We start from the raw sequence: 16049 nt of genomic DNA, 5'->3' as shown, positions 1-16049 counted from the left end.
CCGGATTCCCGATCCGGGGCCAGAATGGAGACGTGTCCGGGGCTGCGGGGCGCAGGGGGACTTCCTTCCTGACCGGGCTCCATGCGGGAGAGAGATATGCGGCAAAAGATTCTGGCAGCGGTGCTGCTTGTGGGCGTGGCCGTGGCGCTGGGCTGGTACTTCCTGTGGGACAGGACGCAGGGGAGCCTGGTGCTGTACGGTAATGTGGAGATCCGTCAGGTGGATGTGAGCTTCCGCGTGGATGGCCGTATCGCCCAGGTGCTGGTGGACGAAGGCGACAGCGTGCGCGCCGGACAGGAGCTGGCCCGGCTGGACGACGACCTGTTGCGCCAGCAGCGGGACCAGACGGCGGCCCAGCTGGCCGGGCAGAAGGCCCAGCTGCTGCGCCTGGAGCGCGGTTACCGTACGGAAGAAGTGGAACAGGCCCGCGCCGCCGTGGCCCGTGCCCGTGCCGTGGCCGACAATGCGGCCATCAATCTGAACCGCGTCAGCGCCATGCGCGCACGCAACGCCATCTCCCAGAAAGAGCTGGACAACGCGCGCAGTTCGGACAGGTCGGCCCGGGCGGAGCTGCGCTCGGCACAGGAACAGCTCGACATGCTGCTGTCCGGCTACCGCGAGGAAGAGGTGCTGGCCCAGCGGGCGGCGGTGGATGCTGCGGCGGCGGCACTGGAGCTGGCGGAGATCCGGCTGCGTGATGCGCTGCTGACCGCGCCGCAGGACGGCATCGTCCTGACCCGTGCCCGCGAGGCCGGGGCCATCGTGCAGGCCGGGCAGACCGTGTACACCCTGAGCCTGGTGGACCCGGTGTGGCTGCGCGTCTATGTGGACGAGCCGCAACTGGGGCGCATCAAGCCGGGCATGGCCGTGCGGGTGCGCGTGGATGCGGTGCCGGACAAGGAATTTTCGGGCCGGGTGGGCTTCATCTCTCCGGCGGCGGAGTTCACGCCCAAGAGCGTGGAGACCATGGAAGTGCGCACCTCGCTGGTCTACCGCCTGCGGGTGCAGGTGGACGATCCCGATAACGTCATGCGGCAGGGCATGCCCGTGACCGTGACCCTGGTGGAGCCCTAATGTCCTTCTGGTCCGCCTGGTGGCGGCGTCGGGCAGCCGGGGTGCCGGACACGGCCCGGCCTGCGCACGGTCGTGCCGATGGCGATGACCGGAGCGGGGCAACCGGCCGGCAGGCTGCCGCCACCCCGGAGGCTGTGCAGGACGCCGCGACGCCGCAGGACGGCATCGCCGTGGAGCTGCGCGGTCTGGCCATGCGCTTCGGGGCCGTGGAGGCCCTGCGCGGCCTGGATGCCCGCATCCCGGCAGGGCGCATCACCGGTCTCGTGGGGCCGGACGGCGCGGGCAAGACCACCCTGCTGCGCCTGCTGGCCGGGCTCATGGAACCGGCGGCGGGGCAGGCCCTGCTGTTCGGTCGTCCCGCCCGTGAGGTGGCGGCGGACGCGCCCAACAGCATCGGCTACATGCCGCAGCGTTTCGGCCTGTATGAAGACCTTTCCGTCATGGCCAACCTGCGCCTGCACGCCCGTCTGCGCGGTCTGGAGGGCGAGGCCCGCGATGCCCTGTTCGACAGGTTGCTGGCCTTCACCTCGCTGGGACCGTTCACCCGCCGTCTGGCCGGACGCCTTTCCGGCGGCATGAAGCAGAAACTGGGCATCGCCTGCGCCCTGCTGGGGGCGCCGCGCGTACTGCTGCTGGACGAACCCGGCGTGGGCGTGGACCCTCTGTCGCGGCAGGAGCTGTGGCAGATGGTCAGCGAACTGAGCGACGACGGCATGACCGTCATCTGGTCCACGGCCTATCTGGACGAGGCCGCGCGCTGTCCGGGCATCATCATGCTGGACGGCGGCCGCATCCTTTACGACGGCCCGCCCGAGGGGCTCACCGCCCGGGTGGAAGGGCGCGTGTTCCATGTGTCGCCGGGCAGCGAGGGCAGCAAGGCGGCCCTGGCCCGCTGGACGCGGACGCCGGGCGTGGAAGATGCCCTGATGCAGGGCAGCCGCATCCGCGTGCTGCTGGGGCGGGATGCCCCGGAAAGCACCCGGGCCGCCGTGCGCGAGGCCGGGGGGGAGAACGTCCCCGCCCGTCTGGAAGACGCCTACATGCATATGGTGGGCGGGCTCAATCAGGAGCCTTCGCCCTACGGCAGGACAGGCGGCGAGAGCGGCGGGCATGTGTCGCAACTGTCCGTGGAAGCGCCGGAACGCATCGTGGCCAAGGCGCTGACCAAGCGCTTCGGGGATTTCACGGCGGCGGACCACATCAGCTTCACGGTGCGCGCCGGGGAGATATTTGGTCTTCTTGGGCCCAACGGTGCGGGCAAGTCCACCACCTTCCGCATGCTTTGCGGCCTGTCGCGGCCCACGTCGGGCCAGTGCAGCGTGGACGGCGTGGATCTGCTGCGTGCGGGCAGTGCGGCGCGTTCGCGTCTGGGCTACATGGCGCAGAAATTTTCCCTGTATCTGGACATCCCGGTGCGCGAGAACATCCTGACCTGTGCGGAGCTGTACGGTCTGGCCCCGGAACGCCGCAAGGCCCTGCTGCCCGTGCTGGCGCAGGCCCTGGAACTGACGGACTATCTGGACAGCCGCACCCACAGCCTGCCGCTGGGGCAGAAGCAGCGCCTGGCCCTGCTGTGCGCCACCCTGCACGAGCCGCCGGTGCTGTTTTTGGACGAGCCCACATCGGGCGTGGACGCGCGTACCCGCCGGGACTTCTGGAAGCATATCACGGCCATGACCGAGGCCGGTGCCTCGGTGCTGGTGACCACGCATTTCATGGAAGAAGCCGAATACTGTGACCGCATGGCCCTCATCTACCGGGGCGCCATGATCAGCATGGGCACGCCGGACGAGCTCAAGGCCTCCTGCCGGGGCTTGCCGGGCGTACCTGAGGACCCCACGCTGGAAGATGCCTTCATCGCCAGCATCCGGCGTTATGATGCCGAGCACCCGCAATAGGGGATGGCTCATGCGGCTGCGGGGGAAAGGTAGCTCCAGCTTCCCCGCCTTGCTTTGACGGCCGCGCTGCCTTGCCGTTTGACGGCCGCGGCCCTGCGCTGGCCCTGACCGGCAGGGCAGGGGGCCGGAATCTTGCGCCGGGGCGGCAGGGATGCGGGACGGGAAAGCGGATAGGAAAGATGGCGTCTGCAACGGCAGGCCGGGAGAGGGAATACTGATGCAAGAACGTCTGTCACGCCGCCTCTGGGTGCGGCAATTGCTGGCCCTGGTGGGCAAGGAGTTCCAGCAGATCGTGCGGGACCCCTCGTCCTATCTGGTGGCCGGTGTGCTGCCCCTGCTGTTCCTGCTGCTCTTCGGCTACGGCATCACCCTGGACGCGGGCGTATTGCAGCTGGCCGTGCTCAACCAGAGCGGCGGCCAGCATTCGCGGGCCCTGCTGACGGACTTTGCCCATTCGCCGCACTTCGTCATCCGTTCCATCAGCCATATGCGCGAGGGCGAGCGCCTGATGCGCGAATCCTCCGTGCAGGGCATCCTGGTGCTGGGCCAGCAGTTCGACGCCCACCTGGACCGGGGCACGACGGCGGACGTGCAGCTCATCGTGGACGGTACCGAGCCCAACGTGGCCCGCTTCATCCAGAGCTATGCGCAGGCCGTGCTGCTGCGCTGGCAGGGGGCCCGGCAGGCGGGCGGGGTGCCGCAGGCCGGCCCGGTGAGCATAGAGGAGCGCTACTGGTACAATCCCACGGCCAAGAGCGAGCGCTTTCTGGTACCCGGAGCCATCACGGTCATCATGACGCTCATCGGTACCCTGCTGACCTCGCTGGTCTTTGCCCGCGAGTGGGAGCGCGGCACCATGGAGGCCATGCTGGCCACGCCCGTGAGCCGCTGGCAGGTGCTGCTCGGCAAGCTCATCCCCTATTACTGCATAGGAATGTTCAGCATGGGCCTGTGCGCGCTGGCCGCCGTGACCCTGTTCGGCGTGCCTTACCGGGGCTCGGTGGGGGCGCTGCTGTTCATCTCCTCGGTATTCATGCTCTGCGCCCTGGGGCAGGGCCTGCTCATCTCCGTGAGCCTGCACAGCCAGTTGCAGGCCGCCGAGGCCGGGCTTTTTTCCGGCTTTTTGCCCGCCCTGCTGCTGTCGGGCTTCGTGTTCGACATCAACAGCATGCCGCCCGTCCTGCAGGCCATCACCCATCTGGTGCCGGCCCGTTACTTCAATACCTGTTTGCGGACGCTCTTCCTGACCGGGGACGTCTGGGAGCTGTTCTGGCCCTGTCTGGGGGCCATGAGCCTGCTGGCCCTGCTCATGCTGGGGCTGGTCTATAAAAAGCTGGTCAAAAGGCTGGATGTCTGATGCTGCGCGATGCCTTCCTGCTCCATATCCGGCGCATGCTGGCCATCGTGCGCAAGGAACTGCTGGTCCTGTTCTGCAATCCCATCTCCCGCATGCTGCTCATCGTGCCGCCGCTCATGCAGATCATCGTGTTCGGCTGGGCCGCCACCATGGAAGTGCGCAATGTGGACGTGGCCGTGCTCGACCATGACGAAGGCCCTCTGAGCCGGGAGATCGTGCGCCGTCTGGAGGGCTCGCCCACCTTCCGGCATGTGTTCTTCCTGCGCGGGCAGCAGGAGGTGCGCCCGGCCATCGAGCAGGAAAAGGCCCTGTTCGTCATGGTCTTCGATGCGGAATTCTCCCGCAGGGCCGCCCGCGGCGAGCCCGTGACCGTGCAGCTGCTGCTGGACGGCAGGCGTTCCAACGCGGCCCAGATAGCGGCCTACTATGTGCAGGTCATGCTGGCCGAGGTGGCCGTGCAGACACCGCTGGGGAGGCAGGCCGCGCTGGCGGGCGGCGGCAGCCTGGACATCCGGCAGCGCAGCTGGTTCAACCCCAATTTCGAGTTCCAGTGGTTCTTCCTGCCCAACCTCATCGGCATGCTGAGCTTCATGCTGGGGCTGGTGGTGACGGGCCTGTCCATCGCCCGCGAGCGCGAGGCGGGCACCTTCGACCAGCTGCTGGTCTCGCCGGCCACACCCACCGAGATCGCCCTTGCCAAGCTCATCCCCGGCTGCGTGGTGGGGCTGGCCCACGGCACCATCTTTTTGCTGGTCTCGGTCTTCGGTTTCGGCGTGCCCTTCACGGGCTCCGTCGTGCTGCTTTACGTGGCCATCTTCATCTTCTCGCTGGCGGCGGGCGGCATCGGCCTGATGATCTCTTCCCTGTCCTCCACCCAGCAGCAGGCCTTTCTGGGCGCCTTCACCGTAGGCGTGCCCTGCATCCTGCTTTCCGGGGCCGTGACACCGGTCATCAACATGCCCATGTTTTTGCAGCACGGCAGCCAGCTCAACCCCATCCGCCATTTCACCACCCTGGTGCAGGGCGTGTTCCTGCGTGACATCACCTTCGAGGCCGCTTCGGTGAGCCTGCTCAAGATCTGCGCCATCACCGTGGTCTGCGTCTGCGTGGCGGTGTGGATGTTCCGCCGCCGCGTGTAGCGCCTTGTGACGGGGCACGGCGGCAGGGGAAGGTGTGTGCTGTAGTCCGTCGTGCGCTGCGGGGTGGGAACGACGCCCTTCTTTTTCGTACGGAACATGGATGGCGGAAGTATCCCTGTGGTACCGCTACGGGTTTTCTTTGGGGGCGGGCTCCTTGTCCGCCTTCTGGCCGGGGCGGCTGGCAAAGGTGCGGCCCACGATGGAGGCGATGACCACCAGCGAGTAGATGTTGGCGGACAGGGACACCAGCACGGTGGCATTGCGCGCGGCCCAGGAGACGGGCGTGATGTCGCCGTAGCCGATGGTCATGAGGCTGATGTAACTGAAGGAGAAAAGATCCTGCAGGCTCACACCGCCGGGATCGGGGCCCCGGAAGGAACCGGGCTGGAAGTTCTCCAGCAGCAGGAAGAGGAAAAAGCCGCTGTAGCCGATGAGCAGCAGGCCGGAAAGGCCCGCGCAAAGGGTCTGCCGGGCATCCAGATGCAGGCGGTGCGTCTGGGCGCGGTAAAGCTGGATGAAGACTTCCAGCAGGATGATGAAGAAGAACAGACCGTGCAGCAAAAGCAGGCTGAACTGGAGCGCCCGGGGCATGGAGGACAGCGCCTGGAAGGGATGCAGGGCCAGGATGCCTGCGGCCGTCAGGGCCGCCGCCCAGAAGCCCGGCCGGAGGCGGCCGTACAGATTGATCCCGGCCAGCAGTTGCAGGGGCAGGTAGCAGGCCTGGGCCGTGCCGCCATAGATTTTTCCGGGAAAAATGATATTCAGCAGGAACATGCAGGCGAGGGAAAGCAGCAAACCCTCAAAACGGCGAAAATGCCACCAGCGGCGTCCGTGCAGCAAGGGGAACATGGGACCTCCCGGTCAGACGGCTTCAGTACGGGAACATGTGGATCATGGCCTGCCGGGGCGGCAGACAGCGGAGCGGCGGCGTGGACCACGTCTCTGTTGGGGCGTGGCATCGCAGGCAGGGACCGGATGTTGCCGGGCATCGCTCCACAGCTGACCCTAAAGCAGAAGCGCGGGATTGCAAAGCCCGGTCGTCTGACATTTTTAAGCCGCCGCTGCCTTGCTGCGGGGGACGTGCGCCCGGGACGCGGCGGACGTCAGCGCGTTGCCGCAAAGGTCTGCCTGCTGCGGATGGGCGCGGCGGCGTCGGATACGGCCCACCGGCCTGCGATCATGATGGAGGATGATGATGGATGTGACGGCGCTGCGCAATTGCGGCCTTCTTTTTCTGGCGGGCGGGGCGGGGGCCCTGGCACGCTACGGTGTTTCGGAACTGGCCAACACGCTGGTGGGGCGGCAGTATCCGCTGGGGACCTTTGTGGTCAACGTGCTGGGCTGCTTCCTGTTCGGGCTGATCTGGGAGCTGGCCGCGGTGCGCCTGCTCATCTCGGACACGGTGCGCCTGATCATCCTGGTGGGCTTCATGGGGTCGTTCACCACCTTCTCGTCCCTGATCTTCGATTCCTTCGCCCTGGGGCAGACCCGTCTGGCCCTGCTGCTGTTCAATATCGGCGCCCAGACCATCCTGGGCTTCGCGGCCCTTTTCCTGGGCATGACCGTGGGCAAGCACTGGTAGGCCCGGCGCGGTTCAGCGCCCCCCTTCCTCCGGCGGCAGCTCGCGCAGGCGTTCCACCAGCCAGCGACCGGCCGTGCCCAGGGGCTCGACCCAGGCCAGCTCCACCGCGGTGGCGCTGATGCCGTCGTCAAAGTCCAGTTCCAGCAGCTTGAGGCGCCCCTGTTCCACAAAAGGGCGGGCCAGCTGGGCCGGGAAGACCGCAAAGCCCATGCCCGCCAGCAGCATCTCCTGCAACTGGTAGAACTGGCTGTAATGCACCAGATGGCTGCTGAGGCGGAAACTGTCGTAAAAGGCATCGGAACTGATGACGCCCGGTAGGGGCAGGAGCTGGCGGTGCCGCAACAGGTCGTCCAGGGAAAGACTGCCCCGGATGCGGCTCAGGGGATGGTCGGCAGCGGCCACCACGCGCCAGATGATGCGCCCGGCCATGACCGACTGGCCGCCGTGATCGTAGCGCAGGCGCGCCGGGGCCAGCAGGATGTCCACCGTATGGCGGGCGCTGCTGTCCAGCTGGCGCAGCTTGTCGCAATGCAGGACGGAATCCTCGCCGTCATACAGGAATATCTCCAGCAGCGGGAAGGCCTGTTGCAGTTCCACCAGCGCGGCCCGCACCTCCGGGAACATGACGAAGCCGTGCAGGCCGATGCGCAGCTGCCCTTCCTGCCCCTGGCCCCGTGTGGCGGCCAGGTTCTCCAGCCCCTCCAGGCGCGGGATGATGTCCAGGGCGTGGAAGTAGAATTGCCGCCCCAGGTCGGTCAGCACCGGACTGCGGCCCGGGCTGCGCCGGAACAGGGGCGCGTCCAGATCTTGCTCGAAATGCCGGATGACCTGCTGCACGGCCGCGCCGCTCACGCCCAGACGGCGTCCGGCGGCCGAGAAGGAGCCGGTTTCGGCCACGGCCCAAAGATAGTGCAGGCGTTCCGTGGTGATGATCATGTGTGCCTCCCGCAGACAGGGCATTCCGGCCTTGGGACAGAGGGCCGGAGCCATGCCGCCGCCCGTACCCTCCGGCGTTCCCGCCGTTGTCCCTGCCGCATCCTTTACCGGGCGGGGCCTCTTCCCGATGCCGGACAGCCGGTCCCTTCAGGCGTCCGCCCCTTTCCCGTCCATTCCATGTGCCGACACTCAGGCCAGCTTGAGCAGGGCCACGCCCGCGATGATGAGCGCGATGCCCGCAAGCCGCAGCGGCTGCACGGGGTCGCCGAAAAGCAGGGCCCCGGCCAGAAAGGTACCGGCCGCGCCTATGCCTGTCCAGACGGCGTAGGCCGTCCCGATGGGGATGTGCTTCTGGGCCATGAAGAGCAGGGCGCCGCTGACGAGCATGCAGACGCCCGCCATGATGAATCCGGGCAGACGCCACAGGCCCGATTGCGCCCATTTGAGGCCCAGCGGCCAGCCTATCTCGCACAGTCCTGCCAGTATCAGGAGCAGCCATGCGTTCATCCTGCTTCCTCCTTCCACGAAAATGTGGTGCTGATGGTCCGCGTCCCGGAAGGGACGATCCCGCCTTTGTAGCACGGGACGGCAGAAGGAGTCTTGCACGAGCGTAAAGCGCGGCTTTCAGGCTGCCATAAAAAAGAGGCCCGCAAAGGGCCTCTTTTTTATGGCCTGATGGGCAGGGCGCACAGGGGCATGGCAGTGCCGCCGGATGCCTCGTGCGGGTGTCGCCCGGCCAGTCTAGCGGATGAAGTTGGTAGGCTGCCAGGGTTCCACGGCAGGCGGGGTGATGCCCGCCTTGCGGCCGGCCTCGATGCAGTGCAGCAGCCAGGCCATGTTGTCGCCCAGGGTACGCATGATCTGCAGGCCCTCGGCATCCTGCACGGCTTCTTCCGCATTGTTGCCGTGGATGGAGTTCCAGTACTGGGAGGAGACCACGGGCATGCGGGCGATGGTGAAATACTTGTTGAGGCGGTCGAAGGAAGCGCTGGCCCCGCCGCGACGACAGCTCACCACAGCGGCCGCGGGCTTGAAGGCGTAGGGGGCGGACTTCATGTAGAACATGCGGTCCAGCAGGGCGCACAGGCTGGCATTGGGCCCGGCATAATAGACGGGCGAGCCCACCACCAGACCGTCGGCCTCACGCATGCGTTCGACGCATTCGTTGACCGGATCGTCCTTGAAGACGCACAGGCCGGTCCGGGCACACTTGCCGCAGGCGATACAGCCGCGGATGGCCTTGTGGCCCACGTGAAGCGTGGTGGTCTCGATACCGGCCTTTTCCAGTTGCTGGGCCACAGTGGCCAGGGCCGTGGCCGTGCTGCCCTTGGGATGGGGACTGCCGTTGATGAGCAGGACCTGCATGGGGATACTCCTTGGTTGAAAACACCCGGTCGCCGACGCGCCGGGACCCTACAGATAAGGACTGCCCGCCGGGAGTAAAGGGGGCGGGCAGGATGCGGCAAAAAAGGGAGAGGATCCGGCACGGCCTTTGGTGCCCCGGCGAGGCCGCTCCGCATGGGCAGCCCGCGGCAGACGGTTTTCTGCAACAGGATACAAGGCAGGCGGCCGCATCCCGGCATGTCGGGCCGCTGTGCTTTCGCGCGAACGCTGGCCGGGGCTGCACACGCATTCCCCGGCACCCGTCCATGCTTTAGGATTGGGCCTCGGCCGTCCTGTTCCCCGGCAGTTCGTTGGCCAGCGTGGCGCCCAGGATGAGGACGGTGCCGCACAGTTCCGCCGGGCCGAAGGGCTGGTGCAGGAAGAGGGTGGCCAGCAGGATGGCGGTGACGGGATCCACATAGCTGAGTACGGCCGTGGTCTGGGCCGGGAGACGGCCCACAGCCGAGAAGAACAGGATATAGACCAGGCCCGTGTGGACGATGCCCACCACCAGCAGCAGGAAGAGCGTGGAGGGCGCGGGAGCAAGACCGTGCAGATGTCCGCCCAGCAGCACATAGGGCAGCATGACCAGGGCGGCGGTGCAGAGCTGGCAGAAGGTGGTCTCCAGCGTATCCAGCCCGCGCAGACGCTTGTTGAGGAGGATGAGGGAACAGTAGAGCAGGGCGGCCGCCAGCCCGAAGGCGATGCCGCGCGGGTCCTGCCGGCTGCCGGTGAACACGCCGGAGATGCACACGGCCCCCAGCACGGCCAGCAGGGTGCAGACGATCTTGCGGCGGGTCAGGCGTTCGCCGAGCACCAGGGGCGAGAGCAGGATGACGAAGACCGGCGCCATGTAATAGCAGAGCGTGGCCACGGCGATGCCCGTATGGCGGAAGGCCTCGAAAAGGAAGATCCAGTTGAAGCCCAGGGCCGCGCCGGAGAGCAGGAGGCAGAGGGCATTCTTGCGGATGGCCTGACCGTGCAGGGGCGTTTTTTTCAGGCGCAGCACCAGCAGCAGGAAGAGGGTGCCGATGACGGCCCGGGCACAGGCGATGACCGCCGGGGGCAGCGGGATGTAGTGGACGAAGAGGCCGATGCTGCCCACGATGAACATGGCGGCGGCCAGTTTGCTTTTTTCCATGACGTGGTTCCCTGTGGTTCGTTTTCTGTTCGACAGGGCTTGAGAGGGGGAGGGCGTTTTTGGGGCAAAAACTGCCCCTCCCCCTCTCAAACTCTCCCCCACCCCGAAAAAACCTTCTTTGGGTCTGACCCGATGGTCTCCGTCGCTGCCTCGCAGGCGCTGTCATCGTGTTGCAGCCCTTTGTGCCGTCACGCAGGCCGAAAGCGGCCGGCAGGCATTTTCTCCGTATCACCGGGAGACCGGCATGGCGGCAATTGCGGCGGCAGACATGGGAAAACCCTCTTGCGTATCACCGGGAGACCGGCAGCCGTGTGCTCCCCGTCGCTTCTTCTCTGTCCTGCCGGTGACCAGAGCAAATGTTTTTGGCAGGAGGAGGGGAGCGCGAGGGGAGGAGGGAGACCTTTTTTCAAAAAGGGCCCCTCCTCCCCTCGCCCATCCCAAATCACAGACCGGCGTCGATAAGGGCCAGCAGCTCGGCGGTCTTTTCTTCCAGCAGGGCCCTGTCCGCACGGCTCTCCACGTTGAGGCGCAGCAGGGGCTCGGTGTTGGACATGCGCAGGTTGAAGCGCCAGTCGCCGAACTCCAGGTTGACGCCGTCGATGGCGTCTTCATAGGTGGCGGCGGGGGCGTAGTGGTCGCGGATCTTGCGCATCAGGGCCGGGGCGTCGGCCACGCGGCGGTTGATCTCGCCGCTGCAGGGCCAGGCGTCCATGCGTTCGCGCACCAGCTCGGCCAGGGGCTTGCCGTGGCGCTGCATGGCCGCGATGACCAGCAGCCAGGGCAGCATGCCGGAATCACAGTAGGCAAAGTCGCGGAAGTAGTGGTGGGCGCTCATCTCGCCGCCATAGACGGCATCTTCGGCGCGCATGCGTTCCTTCATGAAGGCATGGCCCGTCTTGCCCATGACGGGGATGCCGCCGCCCGCCTGGATGAGTTCGCGGGTGTTCCAGTAGACGCGGGTATCGTAGATGATCCTGGCACCGGGGAAGCGGGGCAGCAGCTCGGAAGCCAGCAGGCCCACCAGATAGTAGCCTTCGATGAAGTTGCCTTCGTTGTCGTAGAAGAAGCAGCGGTCAAAGTCGCCGTCCCAGGCGATGCCCAGGTCGGCCTTGTGTTCGCGCACGGCCCGGGCCGTGGCGGCGCGCTTTTCGGGCAGCAGGGGATTGGGCACCCCGTTGGGGAAGGTGCCGTCGGGCTCCATCTGGCAGAAGATGAATTCGTGCGGCAGGTGCGGGGCCAGCTCCCTGAGCAGCAGACCGGCACAGCCGTTGCCCGCGTCGGCCACGATCCTGAGGGGCTTTTGCGCGGCGGCGCCGGTGTAGTCCAGGATGCGGCGGACGTACTCCTGCCGGAAGCTGACCGGCGTCACCGGGGCTTCGTCCGCAGGCAGGTTCACGCCCGCGGCCAGCTGGGCCGCCACGCGGTCGCGCAGATCGTGCAGACCGGAATCGCCGCTCACGGGCCGGGCGCCGCGCAGCACCAGTTTGAAGCCGTTCTCGTCGGCCGGGTTGTGGCTGCCGGTGATCATGATGCCGGCGTCGAAGTCCTGCCGGGCGGCGGCATCGTAGATCTCCTCGGTACCGCACATGCCCAAGCTGAAGACCCGGGCCCCGGCCTGATGCAGGCCCGCGGCCAGCGCGGCGTGCAGCACCGGGCCGCTCAGACGGGCATCGTAGCCGAGGACGACGCGCCGGGCGGCAAAATGTTCGGCCACGGCGCGGCCCAGGGCAAAGGCCAGCTCGGGGGACAGGGGATCGGGCACCTTGCCGCGGATGTCATAGGCCTTGAAGCAGGAAAGATCGGTCATGGGGGCTCCTTGAGGGGGCCGGTACGGCCCGTGACGGGGGCCTTCCGGTAAGAAGGGTAAAATCGTCCGGCGCAGGCAAACGGCGTTTGGGAGCCGTTGCGGCTGCCGGAGATGTCCTAGCCCTGGACGCACCAGGGATCGCACAGGGGACGGCAGCGGCAGAAGCGGGCGAAGGCGGCGGCGCTGATGCGCAGCGCCTCTTCCACGGGGGCCGCTCCGTCAAAACCGTAGATGATGGTCAGACAGACGCGCGTCCGTTCATCCACCAGAGCGCGGGTGGAATCGCTGACAGGGCTGCCGAAGGGGCCCAGCGCATCGGCCAGCAGGGGCAGGTTCTCCAGATTGAGGCCGCCCTTGCCGATACCTTCGTAGGTCTCGCCCGGCAGGCCGCGGCGGAAGGTGATGTCGCCCCGAAGATTGGCAAGCGTGTAGCTGCCCAGGGAAAAGCCCGTCTCCAGCGAGGCGATGTTGTTGGCGTCCACCACGCTGTTGATGGCGTACAGTCCCTTGCCCTGCTTGAGGCGGCGGTACAGGGCCTCGGAAGAGATGCGGTAGCGGCCGGGGTCCTTGCCGCAGGCCTTGCAGCCCGCACGCGAGGGCCCCAGGTTGGGCCACTGGGCCAGGGGCTCGCCTTCCATGCGGGCCACGAGACGGGGGGCCAGCTCGTTGTCCAGATAGTCCTGACAGTCGGGGCGGCTGGGTTCGACCTCCACTTCATGGACGAGACAGCCCAGGCAGAGGCCGGGCACACGGGCGAGGATGTCGGCATCGGGACGGATGACGGGACGGGTAAAAGGAGAATCGCTCACGGGATGATCCTTGGCAGAGTCTGTACGGCGTCACCGGCCGGCACGGTGGACGCGGAAGCGCGGGGACGTGCCGGCGCGCCGGTCCCTGCGGCAGGGCAGGGACAAAAGCTGATTTTAGCACGGGGCGACAGCGGCCTCAAGCCGGAGGGGCGGGGCCGGAGCGGAAGGATCGGGCTTCCCGGAGGCGGGAGCCGGAAAGGGACGGTCCGGCAGGCGCGTTTTCGGGAAAATATGGTGCAACCGCAGGAGAGGGCCCGGCCCTGTGCGAAAGGCAAGGGCAGGAAAACTGGGCGTTGACGGATCTTGTGCGCGTTTTCCGCTTTTGGCGGGCCTGTCCTGTCTGCGCTCCCTTCTCCGTGCGGGCTGGTGTGGAGAGGCGGACAAAAAAAGGAGCATCCGGCGGGGATGCTCCTGTTGAAGGTGACGCACGGCGCCGGAGTTGTGCGGACGGCGCTGTGTGGACATGAAGGAAAAAGAAGACGGCAGGCCTGAGCCTGCCGTCCTGGTATCAGTCTTCCACGGGGTTGACGGAATCCGCGAAGGGATGGGGACCGGAGAAGTCCACATCGGCGGGGATCTGGCACACGTGGCTGTTGAGGTGGCTGCCGTCCCAGTGGTGCAGCATGTAGCCGGGCATCTCCATACGGAAGGTGTCGCCGCCCTGGGGGCTGAGGTCGAGGTCGATCTGCATGGAGATGGAAGGCACGGTCAGGGCCAGGCCCTGCGCCCAGGCAGTGAAGATGGGGCGGTGCATGTGGCCGCAGCACAGACGGGCCCAGGGCGCGCGGGACAGCACGTCACGCAGCAGGTCGGCGCCTTCGAAGGGTTCGTCCATGGCTCCCATGCCCGTGATGAAGGGCGGATGATGCATGAAGACCAGGGCCGGGCGGCTGCTGTCTTCCTGCAGGCAGGCGTCCAGCCAGCGGGCCATGGCTTCGGGACAGTGCCCGCTGTGGGAACCGGGCTCCATGCTGTCCAGCATGACCAGGCGCACTTCGCCCATGTCCACGCAATGGCAGACGCGCGGCGGCACGGGGCTTTCTTCGGGCACCCAGCCCTTGAGGATGGCACGCATGCGGTCACGACGGTCATGGTTGCCGGGCACGGCGTAGATGGGCACGGGCAGGTCGCCGAGTGCCTCGTAGAGCATGTGGTAGGCATGCTCGTCACCGCTGTCGGCCAGGTCGCCGGTGATGACGATGGCGTCGGGCATGCGGTTCAGGGCGTGCAGATAGGCCGCCGCCGTGCGCAGGCAGGCGGGCGTGTCCACCTTGCGGAAGGAGAGCTTGCCGTCGCCGCGCAGATGCAGGTCCGATATTTGCAGGATTTCCATGATGACAACCCGTATACGCCTAGATATGCTCGGCGTCGTCACCGTGCTTGCGCTGGGCGGCGATGCTCTTGCGCTGGATGGCAAAGGCCGAGAGGGCGCTGGTCACGGCCGCGAGCAGGGTGAAGAGGCAGACATACAGGGGATCGCCTTCGTTCCAGTTGATGAGGAAGGTACACAGGCCGGGCACGATGCCGGCCACCAGGAAGCCGGGGAACTGGTAGACGATGGAGATGCCGGTGTAGCGCACGTCCGGCGGGAACAGGTCGGAGAACAGGGCGGCTTCGGGGCCGAAGACACCGGCGTAGAACACGCTGATGGGGATGATGATGGCCAGGGCGATGAGGAAGAGGCTGCCGCCGCTGCCTTCCATGAGCCAGAACGACGGGAAGATGGACAGACCGCAGAGCAGGCTGGACACACCGTAGACCATGCCGCGGCCGTAGCGGTCGGCCAGGCGGCCGGCGATGAGGATGAAGGGGCACATGAGCAGGGCCGCGATCATGACGATGGTCAGGGCCTGGGTGCGCTCGATGCTGATGTACTGCACCAGGTAGCTGATGACGAACACGGCCAGCACGTTGAAGAACACGCCGTCGATCCAGCGGGCGCCCACGCCCAGGGCGATGTTGCCGGGATGGTTGCGGCAGACCTTGACGATGGGCAGGGTCTTGTCGGCGGTCTTGCCGGAATCCTTGGCCTTCTGGAAGTCGGGGGTCTCAAGGATGTGCAGGCGGATGTACAGGGCCACACCCACCAGCACCACGCTGATGAGGAAGGCGATGCGCCAGCCCCATTCCAGAAACTGCTGGTCGGTCAGGCTGGCGGAGAGCAGGGCCACCACGCCGGAGGACAGGCACAGGCCCGTGGCCAGGCCCATCTGGGGGATACTGGCATAGAAGGCGCGCTCACGCTTGCTGGCGTATTCGTAGGTCATGAGCACGGAGCCGCCCCATTCGCCGCCCAGGCCCAGGCCCTGCATGAGGCGGAAAGTCTGGAGGATGATGGGAGCGGCGATGCCGATCTGGGCATAGGGGGGCACCAGACCGATGCCGATGGTGGCCACGCCCATGATGAGCATGGTCAGCACCAGCATGCTCTTGCGGCCGATCTTGTCACCGAAGTGGCCGAAGACGAAAGCGCCGAACGGGCGGGCCAGGTAACCGATGGCAAAGGTGCTGTAGGCCAGCAGGGTCCCGATGAAGGGGTCGTCGGTGGGGAAGTAGAGCTTGTTGAAAACGATGCCCGCCACGACGCCGTAAAGGAAGAAATCGTACCATTCGATGGTGGCGCCCAGCAGGCTGGCCAGGGCCACGGTACGGATCTGTTTCTGGGAGGGAGGATTCATGCCTGCTCCTGAAAATTTGGTTGAAGTTTATTTAATTTTTAATCATCGGGGCCGCTCCGGGGCCGCCCGGCAAAAGACGCTGGGAGAAGGCTGCCATAGCAGGAAAAATAAGACAAGAGGGGCAAGGCCTGGACAGAATATTTTCATGGAAATGTAACATTATTTTACATGAAAAAGGCTAAAATCGACCGTTTTGGCAGGCAGTCTTGATTAATTTTTAATTAAAAATTAAATTTAACAGCAAC

Annotated in this window: 15 protein-coding genes; 6 read left to right on the top strand and 9 right to left on the bottom strand. The window is 66.3% G+C overall.

Annotated elements, in window-relative coordinates:
• Positions 1-96 precede the first annotated feature (96 nt).
• From Q4I12_RS01665 to Q4I12_RS01650, 4 genes are all read left to right on the top strand, one after another.
• Positions 97-1074, top strand: coding sequence for an HlyD family secretion protein (locus Q4I12_RS01665; RefSeq protein WP_239465086.1), 978 nt, complete (start codon positions 97-99; stop codon positions 1072-1074).
• The gene (locus Q4I12_RS01660) at positions 1074-2972 is read left to right on the top strand and encodes an ATP-binding cassette domain-containing protein (protein ID WP_302260242.1); all 1899 of its coding nucleotides are present in this window, start codon (positions 1074-1076) and stop codon (positions 2970-2972) included. Before Q4I12_RS01665 ends, Q4I12_RS01660 begins: the two co-directional genes overlap by 1 nt.
• A 217-nt stretch (positions 2973-3189) precedes the next feature.
• Complete coding sequence (locus Q4I12_RS01655) at positions 3190-4329, top strand: ABC transporter permease (RefSeq protein WP_302260241.1); 1140 nt, start codon at positions 3190-3192, stop codon at positions 4327-4329.
• Positions 4329-5468: an ABC transporter permease gene (locus Q4I12_RS01650; RefSeq protein WP_302260240.1), complete on the top strand. Its 1140-nt coding sequence runs from the start codon at positions 4329-4331 to the stop codon at positions 5466-5468. Before Q4I12_RS01655 ends, Q4I12_RS01650 begins: the two co-directional genes overlap by 1 nt.
• 126 nt (positions 5469-5594) lie before the next feature.
• Here the strand turns inward: Q4I12_RS01650 and Q4I12_RS01645 are convergent, their stop codons facing one another.
• Positions 5595-6317, bottom strand: a complete 723-nt coding sequence (locus Q4I12_RS01645; protein ID WP_302260238.1) for a potassium channel family protein — start codon at positions 6315-6317, stop codon at positions 5595-5597.
• Between the two features lie 343 nt (positions 6318-6660).
• On the opposite strand from Q4I12_RS01645, the gene Q4I12_RS01640 reads away from it, so the two are divergent.
• Complete coding sequence (locus tag Q4I12_RS01640) at positions 6661-7050, top strand: fluoride efflux transporter FluC (protein ID WP_367891465.1); 390 nt, start codon at positions 6661-6663, stop codon at positions 7048-7050.
• Between the two features lie 12 nt (positions 7051-7062).
• Here Q4I12_RS01640 and Q4I12_RS01635 read toward each other — a convergent pair whose 3' ends face one another.
• The 8 genes from Q4I12_RS01635 to Q4I12_RS01600 all read right to left on the bottom strand — a co-directional run bounded on the left by Q4I12_RS01635 (position 7063) and on the right by Q4I12_RS01600 (position 15804).
• Complete coding sequence (locus Q4I12_RS01635; protein ID WP_302260235.1) at positions 7063-7986, bottom strand: LysR family transcriptional regulator; 924 nt, start codon at positions 7984-7986, stop codon at positions 7063-7065.
• A 189-nt stretch (positions 7987-8175) separates the two neighbouring features.
• Entirely contained in the window at positions 8176-8493 is a 318-nt protein-coding gene (locus Q4I12_RS01630; RefSeq protein ID WP_204675242.1) for a DMT family transporter, read from the bottom strand.
• A 234-nt stretch (positions 8494-8727) separates the two neighbouring features.
• The gene (locus tag Q4I12_RS01625) at positions 8728-9351 is read right to left on the bottom strand and encodes a flavodoxin family protein (RefSeq protein ID WP_168935392.1); all 624 of its coding nucleotides are present in this window, start codon (positions 9349-9351) and stop codon (positions 8728-8730) included.
• A gap of 289 nt (positions 9352-9640) precedes the next feature.
• Positions 9641-10510: a DMT family transporter gene (locus Q4I12_RS01620; RefSeq protein WP_204626336.1), complete on the bottom strand. Its 870-nt coding sequence runs from the start codon at positions 10508-10510 to the stop codon at positions 9641-9643.
• Between the two features lie 442 nt (positions 10511-10952).
• Positions 10953-12317 carry a phosphohexomutase domain-containing protein gene (locus Q4I12_RS01615; RefSeq protein ID WP_297160041.1) on the bottom strand — a complete coding sequence of 455 codons (1365 nt, stop codon included), beginning with the start codon at positions 12315-12317 and terminating at the stop codon, positions 10953-10955.
• A gap of 116 nt (positions 12318-12433) precedes the next feature.
• On the bottom strand, positions 12434-13126 hold the full coding sequence (locus Q4I12_RS01610; protein WP_297160043.1) for a B3/B4 domain-containing protein: 693 nt from the start codon (positions 13124-13126) through the stop codon (positions 12434-12436).
• 508 nt (positions 13127-13634) lie between these two features.
• Positions 13635-14459 carry a metallophosphoesterase gene (locus tag Q4I12_RS01605; RefSeq protein WP_302260228.1) on the bottom strand — a complete coding sequence of 275 codons (825 nt, stop codon included), beginning with the start codon at positions 14457-14459 and terminating at the stop codon, positions 13635-13637.
• A gap of 19 nt (positions 14460-14478) precedes the next feature.
• Complete coding sequence (locus Q4I12_RS01600) at positions 14479-15804, bottom strand: MFS transporter (protein WP_302260227.1); 1326 nt, start codon at positions 15802-15804, stop codon at positions 14479-14481.
• Between Q4I12_RS01600 and Q4I12_RS01595 the strand changes: the two genes are divergently transcribed.
• A complete protein-coding gene (locus Q4I12_RS01595; protein ID WP_168936284.1) occupies positions 15803-15961 on the top strand; it encodes a hypothetical protein in 159 nt (52 codons plus the stop codon). The two genes, Q4I12_RS01600 and Q4I12_RS01595, sit on opposite strands and share 2 nt — an antisense overlap.
• Positions 15962-16049 lie beyond the last annotated feature (88 nt).

Origin of the sequence: Desulfovibrio piger, assembly GCF_951793255.1 — a bacterium.
GTDB lineage: Bacteria > Desulfobacterota > Desulfovibrionia > Desulfovibrionales > Desulfovibrionaceae > Desulfovibrio.
Note: the sequence above shows the minus strand (reverse complement) of the source record. Positions and strands in the feature narration are given on the sequence as shown.

What these genes read in the sequence shown, in the direction of transcription:
- Q4I12_RS01600 (WP_302260227.1), bottom strand. Translation starts at nt 15,804, where the DNA reads ATGAATCCTCCCTCCCAGAAACAGATCCGTACCGTGGCCCTGGCCAGC.
- Q4I12_RS01625 (WP_168935392.1), bottom strand. Translation starts at nt 9,351, where the DNA reads ATGCAGGTCCTGCTCATCAACGGCAGTCCCCATCCCAAGGGCAGCACG.
- Q4I12_RS01630 (WP_204675242.1), bottom strand. Translation starts at nt 8,493, where the DNA reads ATGAACGCATGGCTGCTCCTGATACTGGCAGGACTGTGCGAGATAGGC.
- Q4I12_RS01655 (WP_302260241.1), top strand. Translation starts at nt 3,190, where the DNA reads ATGCAAGAACGTCTGTCACGCCGCCTCTGGGTGCGGCAATTGCTGGCC.
- Q4I12_RS01660 (WP_302260242.1), top strand. Translation starts at nt 1,074, where the DNA reads ATGTCCTTCTGGTCCGCCTGGTGGCGGCGTCGGGCAGCCGGGGTGCCG.
- Q4I12_RS01595 (WP_168936284.1), top strand. Translation starts at nt 15,803, where the DNA reads ATGCCTGCTCCTGAAAATTTGGTTGAAGTTTATTTAATTTTTAATCAT.
- Q4I12_RS01640 (WP_367891465.1), top strand. Translation starts at nt 6,661, where the DNA reads ATGATGGATGTGACGGCGCTGCGCAATTGCGGCCTTCTTTTTCTGGCG.
- Q4I12_RS01620 (WP_204626336.1), bottom strand. Translation starts at nt 10,510, where the DNA reads ATGGAAAAAAGCAAACTGGCCGCCGCCATGTTCATCGTGGGCAGCATC.
- Q4I12_RS01635 (WP_302260235.1), bottom strand. Translation starts at nt 7,986, where the DNA reads ATGATCATCACCACGGAACGCCTGCACTATCTTTGGGCCGTGGCCGAA.
- Q4I12_RS01645 (WP_302260238.1), bottom strand. Translation starts at nt 6,317, where the DNA reads ATGTTCCCCTTGCTGCACGGACGCCGCTGGTGGCATTTTCGCCGTTTT.
- Q4I12_RS01665 (WP_239465086.1), top strand. Translation starts at nt 97, where the DNA reads ATGCGGCAAAAGATTCTGGCAGCGGTGCTGCTTGTGGGCGTGGCCGTG.
- Q4I12_RS01615 (WP_297160041.1), bottom strand. Translation starts at nt 12,317, where the DNA reads ATGACCGATCTTTCCTGCTTCAAGGCCTATGACATCCGCGGCAAGGTG.
- Q4I12_RS01650 (WP_302260240.1), top strand. Translation starts at nt 4,329, where the DNA reads ATGCTGCGCGATGCCTTCCTGCTCCATATCCGGCGCATGCTGGCCATC.
- Q4I12_RS01605 (WP_302260228.1), bottom strand. Translation starts at nt 14,459, where the DNA reads ATGGAAATCCTGCAAATATCGGACCTGCATCTGCGCGGCGACGGCAAG.